The following is a 15,429-nucleotide window of genomic DNA, read 5'->3' on the forward strand; positions in this document are numbered from 1 at the left end:
CAATGTTCATATCGATTTGTTAACCGTTCCGAAAATCCTGCGGGGTCAGTCCATAATGTTTGCGGAATACCTGAATGAAATAAGGCGTGTTATTGTACCCCACTTCCTGACCGACTTCATAGATCTTCATGGCTGTATGTTTGAGCAAATGAACTGCACGTTCCATTCTGGAACGGATAATATAATCACTAATGCCTTCACCCGTGGATTGTTTGTACATTTTCGACAGATATACCGGGTGCAGATGCACCTCTCCGGCAATGACCTGCAACGATAGATCCTCGCCTAGATGATGATCAATCCAGTGCTGCACCTGCCGAATCAGCGTTGATCCGGCATCCTGTCCCGCATCGCTTGTGCTCTCTTCCCACTGCTGCATCACACTTCTGGTCCACGTTTCCAGACTACGCAGCGAGATGCCATAACCATCCTTGAGCAGCTGCTGGTACTGCTCGCCAAGCACTTCGGCTAACTGTCTTCCTTCCCGGTGAGCCATATATGAGAATGCCGCCGCCAAATAATGAAAAGCCACATACACATGTTCCGGAAACACACTGTTCGAAAGTTCGGCAAAGATCTGATCAATCTTACGGTGTGCATCCTCCATGCGTCCGGCTTCCAGTAACGTCGTCAGACCCGGCGGTTCATACAGCGCCGCAAGTGACTTTAACGTGGCCGCATTGGTTCCCGCTGCCGCATTCAGATGTAGTCCTTTGCCTGCATCGGCTTGCTTGCGAAGCGCACTGACGGCTTGATGATATAGCTGAGGCACCTGATCTGGAAAACGTCCCATACGACTAACGGACAGGGAAATGGTCGCGTTCAGATACTGCCTTACACTGTGAAGCAACCGTTCTCCAAGTCGTCCCATTAGCACTTCCGGTTCGGCTTGGGTTTGTTTGGGGCTGGCCATAAAGACCAGATCATCATAGGCGTCATCCGTATGGCAGAGGTGATAGGTACTGCCGTAGATCTCTTCCACTACATTCGAGATGGCGTACTTCATCAATCGAAACGCTTTATGAGTAGGTTGATGGTCATCATAACGGATGAGCAACAGTTGCATTTTATCCTGTGGACGGAATCCGATCTCCAGTTGCTCCAGCTTGCCTTCGAGTTCAGCATCCGCAAATTTATGCCCTAACAATACATCCTTCATCAGCTCCGCCCGCTTCTCGGGCAGATGTTCCCTCACTGAATACATGGCCCGCTGATGCAGCATTTGTTTCTCACCCTCCAGGCGAATCTGCACGGCGGCCTGCTGCACGGATTCGATCAGTTCCTCATCTCGAACCGGTTTGAGCAGATAACTGACCGTCCCATGTTTAAGCGCCTGCTTCGCATAATCGAAGGAAGCATGCCCGGATAAAATAATACATTTGGTCTGTCCCCACTTTTGCCTGATGTGACTGACCAGATCCAGACCGGACAGACCCGGCATGCGGATATCCGTGATAATAATATGGACCTGGTGTGCTGCCATATGTTCCAATGCCTCTTTGACAGAATAGGCTTTGAATACCTGACCAATCCCGTGTTCTCTCCACGGTATGGAGACAGCGATCGACTCTACTGCCGAATGTTCATCATCCACGACCATTAGATTCATCATGCGGTTGTTCCTCCTCAAACCATCGAATTTCTACACTAAGTCCGCCATAGGGAATCGCTCCAAAATGAAGCCCGGACGACAGCCCATATCGCGTAACGAGACGCTGATGCACATTCCACGTGCCTGTTCCAATCTCCTCGCCCATCGGTTCATTGATCTCCCGTTCCAATTCGGCTATCTCTTCCGCTGTCAGCGTGACACCATCATTGTCAACAAACAGGCTATATCGGGTATATTGGCGACCCTCAATATGTTCGGGTACCGCAATCCCCGTTACGACAACATGCCCACTGCCTTCCATTGGCTCAATGCCGTGGATCACCGCATTTTCTACAATAGGCTGAATGAGCAGTCGCGGAATATGGAGCTGCATCAATTGCTGCGGTACGGCGATCTCGTAGGTCAGCCGGTTGGTCCGCATCTGCTGGATGGACAGATAATGATCCAGCAGTCGGATCTCTTCCTCCACTGTCGTCATGTCATTCTCGCCCCGCGTAATGTAACGATAGTAGTCTCCCAGACTTAGCGACATGGCAATCACCGCTTCCCGGTTGCCGAGCTGGGTCATATTTTTGATATAAAACAGGCAGTTGTACAGGAAATGCGGATTGATCTGTGACTGCAGATGTTTCAGTGTGGCTTCCCGTGACCGGATACGTTCCTCGTATACTTTCTCGATCAATTCTTGAATCTGCTCCGCCATATGGTTGAAGCTCTGGGTCAGGTACGCGAATTCGTCACGGGAGTGATCGACTGGAATCCGTGTGGACAGCTGCCCTTTACGAATCTGCTGCAGCCCTCTCATCAAACGGTGGATGGGCACCTGAACTTTTCGATACAAAAGCAGTGCGGCCCCGATACTGAGCACGAGCAGTAACAAAATGGAGGTAATAAACATATTTCGGCTCTTATCCATCGGGTTCAGCAGATCATCCAACACCACCGGGTTCACATATACTGCTTGCAGTTGTTTGGAGTGCACGTAACTGACCATATACTGTTTGTCGCCCACCTCCAGCTGATGATTGCCTTCCCTCTCCGGCCCGTTAAAAGGCATATCACGCATGATCGCTTCGACCAGTTCAGGGTCCGCCGTACGGTTCAGCAACGGATCATTACCTGGTACGAGCAAGAAAGGATCTCCGCCCTGTGTCACTTTGAAATCATCCAACATGGCAACCACGTTCATCGGGTCAAAATTAATCTCCATTACCGTTCGCACGCCTGTGTTCACCGGTTTTTCATTCCACTCGTAGTTGTCTGTGAAAAAGTAGGTGAAACTCCCTTTCTCCAGCTGCCATTGGCCTGGTTGCGGAAACGTCAACATCTTCTCATCGTAGACCGTCCGGCTGGACATGGTGGACAACACAAGTTCCGCTTGCGGCAGCACAATGGTAATATCGTTCTTCCAACGGCTGGTGGACTGGTACAACGATAATTTGTCGAGAATATCCAGATAGATGCTGTTTTTCTCATATTGGCTGGTTGAGTCCGTCATGTAACGGTAATGCAGAATACTCGGATCTCGCAGCAACGTCAGGCCATACAGCGAGAGCTGCTCGATATTTTTATCCACCTGTGAACTGAAATAATTGAACTGGTTCAGACTCGATTGCTGTTTCTCTTCGACGACCATATCCACATTTGCCTGGTTCGCGTACGTATAGAGCAGCAGAATGGGTACGAGCAGGCAGATTAAGAGAATGACCGTTTTCGCAAATACTGTGAATTTCATCGTTTCACCCTGTCCCTGAATTTGAAGTCCTTCTATACCGAAGTCCTATTTTATATTGAAAACCCTTACATTTCTAGTTGATTTTATATTCGCCCGCTTTCCTGCAACTTGTAATTCTCTGTTTCCATCAACAAGTTAATATTTCAACATCCGCATTGAAATGTTGTTCTATAGTCCGCCCTTTTCCGTTGCTATAATTCAGTTGCTCCACTCTGTGCAGAGGCTTTCTCGCCTTATGTTGCCAGGGTTGGACGAGATAAAGGAGGGACCCTGATGGCTATCGAACAACCGTTAACAACCCATACGCCGGTGCGAAAAATGACACCCCATCCACGCAAACGTACCCGCTGGAATTTCAAACGCACGTGGCCGCTGCATCTGATGCTGCTGCCTGCTGTACTGCTCACATTGCTGTTCGCCTATGTGCCCATGGGCGGCATTATTATTGCTTTTCAGGATTTTAAACCGTGGCTGGGGTTCACTGGCTCCAAATGGGTGGGCTGGGACAACTTCCGGTTCATGTTCGAATATCCCGACAGCGTTCAGGTCATCTGGAACACCGTACTGATCGCTTCAATGAAAATTGTGGCCGGACTTATCGCGCCTGTGGTGTTCGCCATTTTACTGAATGAGGTTCGGAACTCTACGTTCAAACGTTTCTCACAGACCTTGGTGTATCTGCCCCATTTCCTGTCCTGGGTTGTCCTGGGCGGCATTCTGCTCGATATGTTATCACCGGAAGGTGGACTGGTAAACCAGGTGCTGGCGGCGGCTGGCGTTGAACCGATTTTCTTTTTGGGGGATGGCGACTGGTTCCGTGTAACTGTGGTTGTCAGTGATGTATGGAAGGAATTTGGATTCGGAACAATTGTATTTCTGGCAGCACTTGCGGGCATTAACCCGGCATTGTACGAGGCTTCGGAGGTAGATGGGGCAACGCGGCTCAGACAGACATTACACATTACCCTGCCTGCGCTTGTACCGATGATTATCGTGGTAGGTACGTTATCGCTGGGCAATATCCTGAATGCAGGCTTTGACCAGATCTTTAACCTGTACAATCCGCTGGTATATGAGAAAGGTGATATTATCGATACCTTTGTCTACCGGATGGGAATTCTGAATGGCAAAATGAGCTTTGCGACCGCTGTTGGACTATTCAAATCATTTGTCGCGATGTTCCTGGTCATCTCTGCGTACCGGATGGCGTACAAAATCGCCAATTATCGTATTTTCTAAAAGGGTTAGCATCATGCATTAAGGAGGAATCAAGGTGTATCACAAAACAACCGGGTACCGTATATTCAATGGTTTTAACCTGATATTCATCGCGGCCGTCTCCATCCTGTGCATCCTGCCGCTGGTCCATATTCTGGCGGTTTCCTTCAGTGGTAAGGCGGCAGCATCTGCCAATCTGGTGACACTTTGGCCGATTGATTTTACAGTGGACGCGTACACCAAAACATTTGGTAACAGTAACTTTCTCAGTGCACTCTGGATTTCAGTCCAGCGTACGGTTCTGGGCACACTGCTCAGTATGACACTTGTGTTCCTAACAGCTTATCCATTATCCAAGGAAAGTCTGCACTTCAAGGGGCGCTCGTTATATGCATGGTTTTTCATCTTCACGATGCTGTTCAGCGGGGGATTGATTCCGTCCTATATTTTGATTCAGAAGCTTGGACTGATTAATACGATGTGGGCACTGATTTTGCCAGGAGCGGTCGCTGTTTGGAACCTGATTCTGATGATGAACTTTTTCCGCAACGTACCGAAAGAGCTGGAAGAAGCTGCATTTATTGATGGGGCCAATCATATCACGACTCTGTTCAAAATTTATCTGCCTGTATCCATGCCAGCGATTGCGACGATCTCTTTATTCACGATGGTAGGTCAGTGGAATTCCTGGTTTGACGGGCTGATCTATATGAATGATGCTTCCAAATATCCACTCGCCACGTTAATGCAGACCATAATCGTGCAGCAGGATTTCTCCAACATGAACGTGGATGCGACGCAGCTCCAGAACATGTCTCAACGTACGGTGAACGCGGCTCAGATCTTTATTGGCGCTCTGCCGATTCTGCTCGTATATCCGTTCTTGCAGCGTTTCTTCGTAAAGGGAATTGTGCTCGGGGCGGTAAAAGAGTAAGGCAAACACACGGAATCCCGTTATGGATTCTTTTTCGTTCTATAAGTGCATTCTATAGCTCATGATTTCAGTTGTTTTGAAATTTTTCTGCCGCGAACAGCGTTGTTATATTCATTAATCAATTCATCCAGCACCATGGATTGGCGAATAACCTCCGGATGCCATAGTTCCGCATATTGATCAGCAATCTGGTAGAGCCTTTGCCGTGCATGTTCGATACATTCCTGAATGGTTTCCGGATTATGTACCATACTCCCGCCCCCTGTTATCCTTGAATATCATCATCCAAAAAAGACCATCTAATATAATATTCGGAACAATAGGGGGTTTGGATTACCCCAAAATTAAAATTTTGGTTATTTTTCTTTTAAAAGTTATTATTAGCGTGGATCATATGAACTGATGTACACATATGTTCAATGCAAATAAACCGGATCGGCTGCGGCCTGTCCGGTTTATTTGCGTTTATATCTTTTCCAGAACAGCTTCACATGCCGAGATGAATACGAGCAGACTCAACAGCTTACTTACGCTAATCCTCATATTTTGTAAAGAAAACGTCCTCAAGAACGGCCTTGGCCTTCTTCAGATCACGGGAATTCAGCGTATGAAGCATCCCCATAATTTCATTCATTTCCTCGTTAATGGTCACTGCTTCCGCATTCTCATTATCATTATCGTTTGAAGCTTCATCGGGATATGGTCCCCCTTCACTAGTAACCATGGATGGACTGTCTTTTTCCGAATGGAACCAGGAGGTATGCGCGGTGTCACGGAGAGCATGCACTAAGAACTGCAATTCATCTTCGGTATATCGCTGCAAAAAACGATTTGCGCCAAGATCAATTTGTTGATGCATGGCTTGATGCAAACGATAGATGTCTTGACCCAGTTCTGTCATGCGAAATAATACTTCTTTCTTATTATCTGGTAGGTATTCAGGCAGAATGATATTTTTCTGCACCAGCTTTTTGGTGATTTTGGAAACTGTGCCTTTGGAAAAGCCGAATTGCTTTGAGATGGTTATGCCATTTACAGGTTCAAGTGTTCCGATCGCATCCAGCACATGCAGCATAGTAACCGTCATTTCTTGGACTAACTCTTGAACTTCCGAATTAGGGCTGTTCTTAAGCAGCCATTCCTTCTCTTCGTCATCTTCCGCTTGGAATTTAATCTGTATGTCTCTCACAGCTTCCAGCACTTCATTGATCAAGTGCTCTTTATTGTGATTGTTTGATGGCTTGATCATCCTTTTTCCCCCAACACTAATGAACTTCATCCCAGTATATCAAGGAAAGGTCCGCAATTAAAGTTTCCAAGGAAACAATGTTGACAAAAGAACAGAATTTAAACTAATATTGTTGCAAGGAAACTTATTGTTTCTCAGAAACAATAAGTCGAGCGCTTCATGATCCTTTATTAAAGAAAAACAGAACTTTATTTTAGCCCCAATTTAGAGAGGAACATTACAAATGACAGATATACGATTCAAGCCATCGCAAGAGAAGGAACAACCGGGTGTGAGTCCATCAAGGGAAGATTACGATATCGACGTATTGGTTGCAGGTGCTGGCCCGACCGGATCTACATTAGCAGCAGATCTTTTGCGCCGCGGCCTTCGTGTCCGGCTGATCGACAAGGCTCCACATGCCTTTAAGGGTTCTCGTGCCAAGGGATTACAGCCGCGAACCCAGGAGGTCTTGGAAGATTTCGGCGTGCTGAGTGATGCTCATACAGAGGGAAGTTCTTATCCGCTTGCAGGTATCCATCTAGGTCCGATCACTGTGCCGTGGCGCATGCAGCAGCGAAATAAACCTACACCAGATGTGCCCTATCCGAATATTCTTCTGCTGGCTCAACACCGCACGGATGCCATCCTGCACCGCCTGCTCAAACGTCAGGGGCTAAATATTGAATTTAACAACGCGGTGGATTCTTTTGAACAGGATGCCCATGGGGTGACGGTGACGCTCTCTACAGGGGAAAAGATTCGCAGCAGATATCTGGTGGGGGCAGACGGAGGTTCCAGCACCGTTCGTAAAGGTACAGGTATTCGATTTATCGGAGAGACCAACGAATCAGATCGTATGCTTATCATTGATGGCACGATAGATGGCTTGTCTCGCAGTCGTTGGCATATGTGGCCACACACAAAAGGTAAATTTGTCGGAGCATGTCCATTGCCACACTCCCAACAGTTCCAAGTCATGATCAGGTTAGGAGCAGACGAGAATCCAGACTTGAATGAGGCTGTATTGGCCGCTCAGTTCCACAAGCTTACTGGTTTCCGCCTCTACGACATTACCTGGAGTTCCGTATTCCGTCCCAACGTGCGACTGGCTGAGCACTATCGGTCAGATCGTGTCTTCCTTGCAGGCGATGCGGCCCACGTCCATACCCCAGCCGGTGCACAAGGACTCAATACCGGTGTACAAGACGCTTACAACCTCGGCTGGAAAATAGGTCAGGTTATTGCCGGCGCACCTGATCGCCTGCTTGACAGTTACGAAGCGGAACGTCAACCCATAGCCGCACGCGTTCTTGGAAAATCCAGCGAGTTGTACGCCAAGCTCGATAATAAACGTCTCGCCAGTCTCAAACGTGGTGACGAAGAACGACAGCTCTTATTATCGTATCATGGTGGACCACTTAGCTCTCAGAATGCATCAACGACCAAGTCACTTCAGGTCGGAGGTCGAGCTCCCGATGCTCCATGCATCGGCCCAGGCGGTGTAAGACGACTATTTGAGATCCTTCGTGGACCGCAATTCACATTGCTTGCCTTTGGAGCCAATGCCTCTAATATTCTCCCAGAGCTGATCTGGCCAACCAGCGGTGCCAAATTACACAGATACATCGTTAGTCTCGGCAATGAAGCCGAACAGAATGTTATCAACGATACCACCCAAAAACTGACCGAGATCTATGGCATCAGCGATGATACGCTAGTACTGATTCGACCCGATGGTTACATCGGCAGCATCATCAAGGGCGACTGGCAGGCGGAATTTGAGAATGCGGTCAGCATGGTTACCCCACCACGTTAAGTGAGAAATATTTAAACTGCGCTTTAAGCATCAAATGCAGACTCCGGGCCGGGGTGCCACATCAGAGGAACTGCATGCTTCATTCACCTCAAGCCTACGTCGTCAAAACGATTGCCTATCGTCTCTGGAAAGGCACGTTTAATGGCATCAATGGCACGTTGTTCCGTAGCCCCTGCCTTCCGGATAAGCTCAATTACCCTTTGCACACATTCCGGTTCTCTCGAATCCCAAGAGATGGAGTCATCTATCACCTCAACGATCATTGTATACAGGTTTGCGAGCAGCTCATACTCGTTTATTACCTGATCCATTTGAATAGACAGATGCTTAAGTCCTGCAACATAAGAGGCAATATCCAATCTTGATTTGGCATAATAGCGAAGTACAGCTGCCGCTTGTTCTGTGTCATATGTTCCTGACTGCAAAACAGCGGCAATAGCGTCATACGCTGCCGCTCCACAGGCATAATCTTGGGGCGGCAGCATATAGTCATGGGTTTCCCATTTGTACACGGCCTGGATTAACGATTCCTTGCAGACTTCCCATAGATCTATGGGTGCACAGGCTTCCAGCACCTGATAATACCAGTAGGGTGTACTGTTTCTCCCTAACGAATCATAGGGCAGACGAATGACTTCATTCCCATTACTTTTACAGATGAACAGCACCCGTTCCACATCATCATAGCCAATAACAATGACAAATTGATCGTGCCAGAGAATTGCACCTATGCCTCGGTCAATGGAAGCTTTAATATCCAGCAGAGCCTGCTTCTGATAGAGCGGAAAAGTCGGTTCAAATGAAAATCCACCATGTTGTCCCGTTGTCACACCAATGAAGTCTGCTGCGACAAAGTTCTCTGCCATCCAGTTGTAAGCCGAAATTGATTCTGACGTCAGACGCCGATCCACCACTAATCGGAATGCACTTGCTGTCATACCTGCAATCATGTGGTGTGGGAAAACCGTCCACTGTTTATGTAATAAAATGCGAAACAACGCATCTGTATACGCGCTTACACCGCTCCATGATCTACATTCATCAGCAGAATTCACAGCTTGCGAGGATCGAATCCAGTCCTGCAATACTACTTTTGTCGCCATCACCCTTCACACCCTTCCTCTCTCATCCTATCGTGCGGAATGTGCTCCCCACCGTGGTATAGTGGACCTTTTACGGTCAGGATACTTCCTGGATATCACTCGAAAATAATCAATAGCCTGCTCTTCCAATGCTTTCGCCTTCACGAGTACCTGTGCTAAATCTTCTGTGGTGTCTGGTCGCAAGACACGTCTATTCTCCTGCTGAACCATATATCCTTTCATTTGGTCAATTAACGTCCCAAGCTGTTCATAACATGCACAAGCATGGTCCAGTTCGTTCCATATCTCTCGAACACCCTGCAAATACATCCTTATTTCGGTTCGCGAATGGCAGAAGGATTCCAAGATATAACCTGCACCGGATTCATCGAAATCCCCACTCCGCAGGGCCTGCACCCACACATCATATGCCTTTCTACCTGAAGCAATATTCTGATCAGGTAACAGACGATAGGGAAGATCCCAATCCTCAATCGCCAGTCTCAGGGATTCCAGCAGCATCTGCTGTTCAGGGATGCGGACCTGATCACCAAACACCTGACAATACCAAAATCCGGTAAAGTTTAAGCCGAAATTGTCATACAACAAAATCTGCGGTTCCTTGCTCCATCCGTCCTGCACATAAAAGATGCGGTCCCGGTCATCATATCCATGAATAACACCGAACTCAGGAATCCAGTAAATCACACCAGTTCCTTCATCAATACTCCGTCTCACCCAATTCACTGCATCCTGCTGGTAATAACCAAACGTGGAATGACGTGTACGTCCCCCATCCCAGACCGTAAATATTCCCAGGTTATCGACTCCCGGACGATGTGCTTCCCCCCATTGTCCATACGCTGTAACCGACATGGAAAGTAGTCTGCGATGCACCGCCAGCTTGAAAGCCATGCCCGTATATCCGGCAAGTACAACCTTGGAACCTTGAAACTGGCCTGTATGGGTTAGTATCGCATGCAGACTATCCACGTACGATTTGGACTCCCGCTTCATGATGAGGTTATCTAACACGACTTCAGCCAAGGGAAAAGCTCCTCTCCATGGTGGTTTTCCTGATGTATTTACGAGAAACAGCAGCTTGCTCTTAATCTGCTCGTTTGTTGCCTGTTTACAGAATCACTCTATGTTCCAAGCCTGTGGATCAACCCTTCTGCGCTTTGCTGAAGCTTGCGTCTAAGCCACCCAGGAGACAAAAGTTCCTCCCATTCGCTAATAAACAAATGCTGTAAGAAAGCCTCCGTGTCATAAAATTCAATCGAATAAATCAGATCTTGCCTAGCCCGAATACGATACCCTTGCCATAGGTCCATTTGCTGCAATTCCTTCAAGCGAATCTCAGCTACAAACGGTTTACGCACAGGCAGTGGTTCTTCCCATCCACCTAGGAGGGCATCTGACCTGTACTCAAATCTATCATCCGAGATCGATACATGAACTATGCCCTCCAAGCGAATCGCCACTTGCTGCACAGGATCTGCTTCATAACCCACCACGTAATCGGCGTTAAACTGGGATATCATCTTTAATGGACACAAGGAAAACTGCCGTTCTCCATCGTGATCCCTGTAATGAATATGTACTCTGCGCAAGTCAGTTATGGCGTGGGACAACAATTCAAAGAATTGCAGCTGCTTCGGTTGCGCCGAAAACACCGGAAGCGCACCACTCCCCATCTGTTGTTCCTCCAACGTAAAACGCTCCAGTAAATGCGCTACACGTTTCACCGCGTCCGATTGATCATAATCGTAATGTCGATAGCGGTGTGCCAAATATTTCAGCACACGTTGCTCTTCTTCTGTCATATATAAATGGGGCAATCGAAAGGTCTGATCCTCGTAACAATAGCCCCGATATTTCGCCATATATACCAAGGGGGCGCGCAGGGAGTTTGCCATATATTCAATATCACGCTGAGCCTGACGACGGGAGATTTCAAATTCACGGGCAAGCCAGCTGCTATTCGGAAAACGTCCACCCCGAATCTGTTCGTCAAACCAGTGAATCCGATGCATGTTACTCATCTTCCCGCCCCCATCTCATCCATTCCTAATATATTCGATTATATCAAAAGACATGGCCCGTTCCGAAGAACAGGCCAGTTATGTTATACATGTGCCTTATCCACTCTGGATTGCACGGCTTTGAAGCATTTCTTGCATACTTTCAGACTTGTACCGTCTGTTTTTGTTTGCGTATACAACAATTTAATTCGGGTACTGCTGCACACCGGGCATGTTCCCCGGCCCCTGGAAGGAAGACTCCACAAGACGCGTCCTCTTTTGGTTTTTGCCAATGGTTGTGAACCTCTTTTCGATATGGTTTGTGTGTTCACCGTTATTATATAGGGCATGGTACGACACAGAATGTCGCATCAGTTTTAAAGGTTGTTCAAAAAGTCCCCAATTGATCACGAAGTAGCCCAAGAAGCGAACTCGACATCGAATCTTGCGTTCACCTTCTCGGTGCTGAATCGTTAACTTTTTGAACATGCCGCATTAGAAAATAAAAAATGTCCCCTCTTCGACCTGAAGAAAGGACAACATTTAGGAAGGATTTGTGCTCGACTGAGCTGCGGCCTGCAATAACGGTTGCAGGAGTCCTGGAAAACGCGTTTCCAAATCATCGGATCGCAGAGTGAGAAAATGCTGTGTGCCCTGCACTCTGACCCGAATAACTCCGGCTTCCCGCAGAGTGCGAATGTGGTGTGACATCGTTGACTTCACAACAGGTGCATGAAAATGACTGCACGGTTGCTCCCCACTTCTGGCAGCTTCGGCAACAATCCCAAGACGGGTCGGGTCGCTTAATGCATACAAAACGGAGGAAAGTTCAATATCTGATACCTGTGGATGATGTAAAATTTTCATACGGTAGTCCCCTTTTCTCAGACTATCCATTGTATTTTAACACAGATCCATGATATATTTCTAATGTTCGATACCAATCGAACTTTAATGATTTCGTTATGTAACCCCTGCTGTCAGGCACGGGATTGACATCATACTACATTTTGCAAATGTTACACACCGTTTCTGAAATGTTGCGAAATACACATCACTTTAGGAGGTTTTTATGAACAACACCGCAACCGCATCATCAGGGGAACGGACCGGAATACAGGAAGGATTAATTGTAAGTTTGCTTGGCTTCACCGTTGTACTCGTTGTTATGAATACAATGATGTTTAATCTGGCCCTACCTAAAATTGCAGCCGAATTTATGCTTACATCCGTCGCTTCCTCATGGATTGTTACAGGGTATTCCATCGTATTTGCCATTTCCTCGATTACGTTCTCACGTCTATCGGATTTCATACCTATTCGTACATTATTCACGACCGGGCTTACGTTACTTGGTGCTGCATCGGTACTCGGGTTCTTCAGTAATCATTTCATCATTTTGCTCATTGCACGTCTGATCCAGGCTGCGGGTGCTGCATCGGTTCCGGGGCTTGCCATTGTGCTGATTACCCGGTACATTCCACATGATCGCCGGGGTAAATCGATGGCTGTCATCATGTCCGCGAGTTCACTTGGGCTTGGACTTGGTCCCGTCATTGGCGGAAGTATCACACAATTTCTGGGATGGCATGATCTGTTTATCGTTACGGGATTAACGTTATTCTTGATTCCTGTATTCTTCAAACTGCTTCCTCGGGAAACACCGCAAAAAGGTTCATTTGACCTGCTGGGTGCCGTGCTTCTTGCCATCGGTACTACCGGTGTGCTGTTATTCCTGACTTCCCGTCAGTGGTACACGCTTGTTATCGGTGCTGCGGCACTGCTTCTGTTCTGGCTCCGAATTCGGCGCGCGGCAGATCCGTTTGTTCAACCTGCTTTGTTCAAAGACAAAAAATATATGATGCTCAGCTCGCTGGGGATTGTATCGTACATTAATAACTTCTCAACGTTGTTCCTGTTACCTCAAATTTTGGCTCATCTATACGGACTCACACCTGCTCAATCCGGACTCGTCATCTTCCCCGGTGCAGTTGTGTCCATGCTGCTGTCCAACCGGATCGGCCGCATGATTGACCGACATGGCAATACGTTGCTGTTGAAATTTGCACCATGGTTGCTACTGGCCGCTGCCGGATTGTTCGCCTTATTTGCAGACAATAACATCTACGCCATTATGGCTGTGTATGTCCTGCTCAGCGTTGGCTTCTCTTCCCTAACCACCAGCGTGTCCAATGAATTGTCTGGTAACCTGACCATGGATCAGGTGGGCGCAGGCATGGGACTGTTCCAACTTAGTCAGTTCTTCAGTGGTGCCTTCAGCGTTGCTGTTACTGGCGTAGCATTAACGGCGATGCAAAACATGCCGCTATCCTCAGCGTACACCAATATTTTCTGGGGCATGACTGTGGTCGCAGTCGCATCGGTTATTTTCTCTCAGGTGTATCTAAGAATGCAGTCACGGAAAGTCACGAAAACAAGTAACCGGATTTAACATTATATTTAACCAAAAGAAGTCAGGAAGGGGCCCCGGGTTCTGAACCTGGCTTTTTTTTTACCTATTTCCTATGCATGATACATGTGTCAGCTGCCCTCTTCCACTAACACAAAAAAGCCCCAAGGATGCGTTCATCACGCTCCTCGGGGCTATTATTTTATGGTTGACCAACTTCTCTATTCTTCTAAACTGAGTATACTATTAAAACAGGTCCAAACGAAGACGTTTCAAACTTGTATGTTTGATGTACCACTGGCCGTCGATTTTGACAAAAGTTTCATGGTAGTGCCCAAATCCGTGGAAGGATTTGTTCTCATTGCCCTCTGGGAACGTTACCCAATCTTCCATTGGGGAGATGACCTTCGCTTCATTCTCGGATACAAATTCAACTTCTGCGCTATGTACATGATGCACGGTTACGGCAACATCCACCAGATCACGGAATACTTGTACGATCGTATCACGGCCTGTTAGTACCGGAATTGGATTGCCTTCTGTGCTGAAATCGGCCACGGCATCCGGAGCAAACACATCACCCAAGGTATCCCACTGTTTCGTATCAATATAGCGGCAATAACGTGCCTTGGTATTCCGAATGTTTTCCAGCGCGAGCAATTGTTCCAGTCCTGTGATCGTTGATTGGCTCATGTGTTGTCCCTCCAGAGATGTAAAATGTGATGTAAGATTAGGATCATGTATGTATGCATACTATACCTTCCTTATTGTACCATTCGCCTTCTATTAGGTACAATGATACAAAAAAATCTTTCCTTACCTCTCGCGAGGTTGGGGAAAGATCTGGATATACCTATGTGCCAGACGAGTTATTCCCATCAATTCAAGCCTCACTTCTATCCCCAAGCTACTGCTGTGCACTCCAACTCTTCATCTGGGAAGCAAGTTCTGACATTTTCTTATTGTTCAAAAAACTTTCCATCTCTTCTTCCGCCTGCACCATCACCTGCTGGATCAAGCAGCCTGCGTTATGATTCTGGGAACATTCGAACAGGGACGCCTGACCTTCAATCGCATGAATGATCTCCAGGAAAGAAGGATCGGGATTTTTACGACTAAGCCGATAACCACCATTGGCACCGGATGTGGATTCGATCATGCCCGCCTTAACCAATTTGGTCAATATTTTGGACAAATAGGTTGGTGATACCTTCTGCAATTCTGCAAGTTGGTGGACACTAACCAGCTGTTCGGGGGCAGTACTTACAAGATGAAGCATGGTATGCAAAGCATAATTTGTTGCTTTTGAATATTTCATGAGGGCACCTCATTATACACGGATTTAATTTATCCATAATAGACTTGAT

Annotated in this window: 15 protein-coding genes; 4 read left to right on the forward strand and 11 right to left on the reverse strand. The window is 47.2% G+C overall.

The window, feature by feature from the left end:
- Positions 1-19 precede the first annotated feature (19 nt).
- Together MHB85_RS27005 and MHB85_RS27010 are read right to left on the reverse strand one after the other, a co-directional pair.
- Positions 20-1,612, reverse strand: a complete 1,593-nt coding sequence (locus MHB85_RS27005; RefSeq protein WP_192135731.1) for a response regulator transcription factor — start codon at positions 1,610-1,612, stop codon at positions 20-22.
- Complete coding sequence (locus MHB85_RS27010; protein ID WP_192135729.1) at positions 1,587-3,347, reverse strand: sensor histidine kinase; 1,761 nt, start codon at positions 3,345-3,347, stop codon at positions 1,587-1,589. Before MHB85_RS27010 ends, MHB85_RS27005 begins: the two co-directional genes overlap by 26 nt.
- A gap of 318 nt (positions 3,348-3,665) precedes the next feature.
- Here MHB85_RS27010 and MHB85_RS27015 point away from each other — a divergent pair, with 318 nt between their 5' ends.
- Both MHB85_RS27015 and MHB85_RS27020 read left to right on the forward strand, forming a co-directional pair.
- Positions 3,666-4,586 carry an ABC transporter permease gene (locus tag MHB85_RS27015; RefSeq protein WP_124118238.1) on the forward strand — a complete coding sequence of 307 codons (921 nt, stop codon included), beginning with the start codon at positions 3,666-3,668 and terminating at the stop codon, positions 4,584-4,586.
- Between the two features lie 34 nt (positions 4,587-4,620).
- Complete coding sequence (locus MHB85_RS27020; RefSeq protein ID WP_017692164.1) at positions 4,621-5,499, forward strand: carbohydrate ABC transporter permease; 879 nt, start codon at positions 4,621-4,623, stop codon at positions 5,497-5,499.
- A gap of 59 nt (positions 5,500-5,558) precedes the next feature.
- Here the strand turns inward: MHB85_RS27020 and MHB85_RS27025 are convergent, their stop codons facing one another.
- A complete protein-coding gene (locus tag MHB85_RS27025) occupies positions 5,559-5,750 on the reverse strand; it encodes an aspartyl-phosphate phosphatase Spo0E family protein (protein ID WP_192135727.1) in 192 nt (63 codons plus the stop codon).
- Positions 5,751-6,031: 281 nt separating this feature from the next.
- On the reverse strand, positions 6,032-6,748 hold the full coding sequence (locus MHB85_RS27030; protein ID WP_192135725.1) for a MarR family transcriptional regulator: 717 nt from the start codon (positions 6,746-6,748) through the stop codon (positions 6,032-6,034).
- Positions 6,749-6,971: 223 nt separating this feature from the next.
- Between MHB85_RS27030 and MHB85_RS27035 the strand changes: the two genes are divergently transcribed.
- A complete protein-coding gene (locus MHB85_RS27035) occupies positions 6,972-8,546 on the forward strand; it encodes an FAD-dependent monooxygenase (protein WP_192135723.1) in 1,575 nt (524 codons plus the stop codon).
- Positions 8,547-8,629: 83 nt separating this feature from the next.
- Here MHB85_RS27035 and MHB85_RS27040 read toward each other — a convergent pair whose 3' ends face one another.
- The 5 genes from MHB85_RS27040 to MHB85_RS27060 all read right to left on the reverse strand — a co-directional run bounded on the left by MHB85_RS27040 (position 8,630) and on the right by MHB85_RS27060 (position 12,519).
- Entirely contained in the window at positions 8,630-9,649 is a 1,020-nt protein-coding gene (locus MHB85_RS27040) for a hypothetical protein (protein ID WP_192135721.1), read from the reverse strand.
- Positions 9,650-9,676: 27 nt separating this feature from the next.
- A complete protein-coding gene (locus MHB85_RS27045; protein WP_244661127.1) occupies positions 9,677-10,675 on the reverse strand; it encodes a C39 family peptidase in 999 nt (332 codons plus the stop codon).
- Between the two features lie 98 nt (positions 10,676-10,773).
- A complete protein-coding gene (locus MHB85_RS27050; RefSeq protein WP_105601950.1) occupies positions 10,774-11,673 on the reverse strand; it encodes a helix-turn-helix transcriptional regulator in 900 nt (299 codons plus the stop codon).
- Positions 11,674-11,756: 83 nt separating this feature from the next.
- On the reverse strand, positions 11,757-11,945 hold the full coding sequence (locus MHB85_RS27055) for a hypothetical protein (protein ID WP_074096524.1): 189 nt from the start codon (positions 11,943-11,945) through the stop codon (positions 11,757-11,759).
- 250 nt (positions 11,946-12,195) lie between these two features.
- Complete coding sequence (locus MHB85_RS27060; protein ID WP_341073993.1) at positions 12,196-12,519, reverse strand: ArsR/SmtB family transcription factor; 324 nt, start codon at positions 12,517-12,519, stop codon at positions 12,196-12,198.
- A 205-nt stretch (positions 12,520-12,724) separates the two neighbouring features.
- Here MHB85_RS27060 and MHB85_RS27065 point away from each other — a divergent pair, with 205 nt between their 5' ends.
- The gene (locus tag MHB85_RS27065) at positions 12,725-14,104 is read left to right on the forward strand and encodes an MFS transporter (RefSeq protein ID WP_341073995.1); all 1,380 of its coding nucleotides are present in this window, start codon (positions 12,725-12,727) and stop codon (positions 14,102-14,104) included.
- 204 nt (positions 14,105-14,308) lie between these two features.
- Here MHB85_RS27065 and MHB85_RS27070 read toward each other — a convergent pair whose 3' ends face one another.
- Together MHB85_RS27070 and MHB85_RS27075 are read right to left on the reverse strand one after the other, a co-directional pair.
- The gene (locus tag MHB85_RS27070) at positions 14,309-14,755 is read right to left on the reverse strand and encodes a nuclear transport factor 2 family protein (RefSeq protein ID WP_341073997.1); all 447 of its coding nucleotides are present in this window, start codon (positions 14,753-14,755) and stop codon (positions 14,309-14,311) included.
- A gap of 214 nt (positions 14,756-14,969) precedes the next feature.
- Positions 14,970-15,380, reverse strand: a complete 411-nt coding sequence (locus tag MHB85_RS27075) for an RrF2 family transcriptional regulator (RefSeq protein ID WP_091019160.1) — start codon at positions 15,378-15,380, stop codon at positions 14,970-14,972.
- Positions 15,381-15,429 lie beyond the last annotated feature (49 nt).

Origin of the sequence: Paenibacillus sp. FSL K6-4396 (genome assembly GCF_038002525.1) — a bacterium.
GTDB lineage: Bacteria > Bacillota > Bacilli > Paenibacillales > Paenibacillaceae > Paenibacillus > Paenibacillus amylolyticus_B.

Bases quoted from the DNA above. Each gene is read 5' to 3' on its own strand.
- MHB85_RS27005 (WP_192135731.1), bottom strand. From the start codon at position 1,612: ATGATGAATCTAATGGTCGTGGATGATGAACATTCGGCAGTAGAGTCG.
- MHB85_RS27010 (WP_192135729.1), bottom strand. From the start codon at position 3,347: ATGAAATTCACAGTATTTGCGAAAACGGTCATTCTCTTAATCTGCCTG.
- MHB85_RS27015 (WP_124118238.1), top strand. From the start codon at position 3,666: ATGACACCCCATCCACGCAAACGTACCCGCTGGAATTTCAAACGCACG.
- MHB85_RS27025 (WP_192135727.1), bottom strand. From the start codon at position 5,750: ATGGTACATAATCCGGAAACCATTCAGGAATGTATCGAACATGCACGG.
- MHB85_RS27030 (WP_192135725.1), bottom strand. From the start codon at position 6,748: ATGATCAAGCCATCAAACAATCACAATAAAGAGCACTTGATCAATGAA.
- MHB85_RS27035 (WP_192135723.1), top strand. From the start codon at position 6,972: ATGACAGATATACGATTCAAGCCATCGCAAGAGAAGGAACAACCGGGT.
- MHB85_RS27040 (WP_192135721.1), bottom strand. From the start codon at position 9,649: ATGGCGACAAAAGTAGTATTGCAGGACTGGATTCGATCCTCGCAAGCT.
- MHB85_RS27050 (WP_105601950.1), bottom strand. From the start codon at position 11,673: ATGAGTAACATGCATCGGATTCACTGGTTTGACGAACAGATTCGGGGT.
- MHB85_RS27060 (WP_341073993.1), bottom strand. From the start codon at position 12,519: ATGAAAATTTTACATCATCCACAGGTATCAGATATTGAACTTTCCTCC.
- MHB85_RS27065 (WP_341073995.1), top strand. From the start codon at position 12,725: ATGAACAACACCGCAACCGCATCATCAGGGGAACGGACCGGAATACAG.
- MHB85_RS27070 (WP_341073997.1), bottom strand. From the start codon at position 14,755: ATGAGCCAATCAACGATCACAGGACTGGAACAATTGCTCGCGCTGGAA.
- MHB85_RS27075 (WP_091019160.1), bottom strand. From the start codon at position 15,380: ATGAAATATTCAAAAGCAACAAATTATGCTTTGCATACCATGCTTCAT.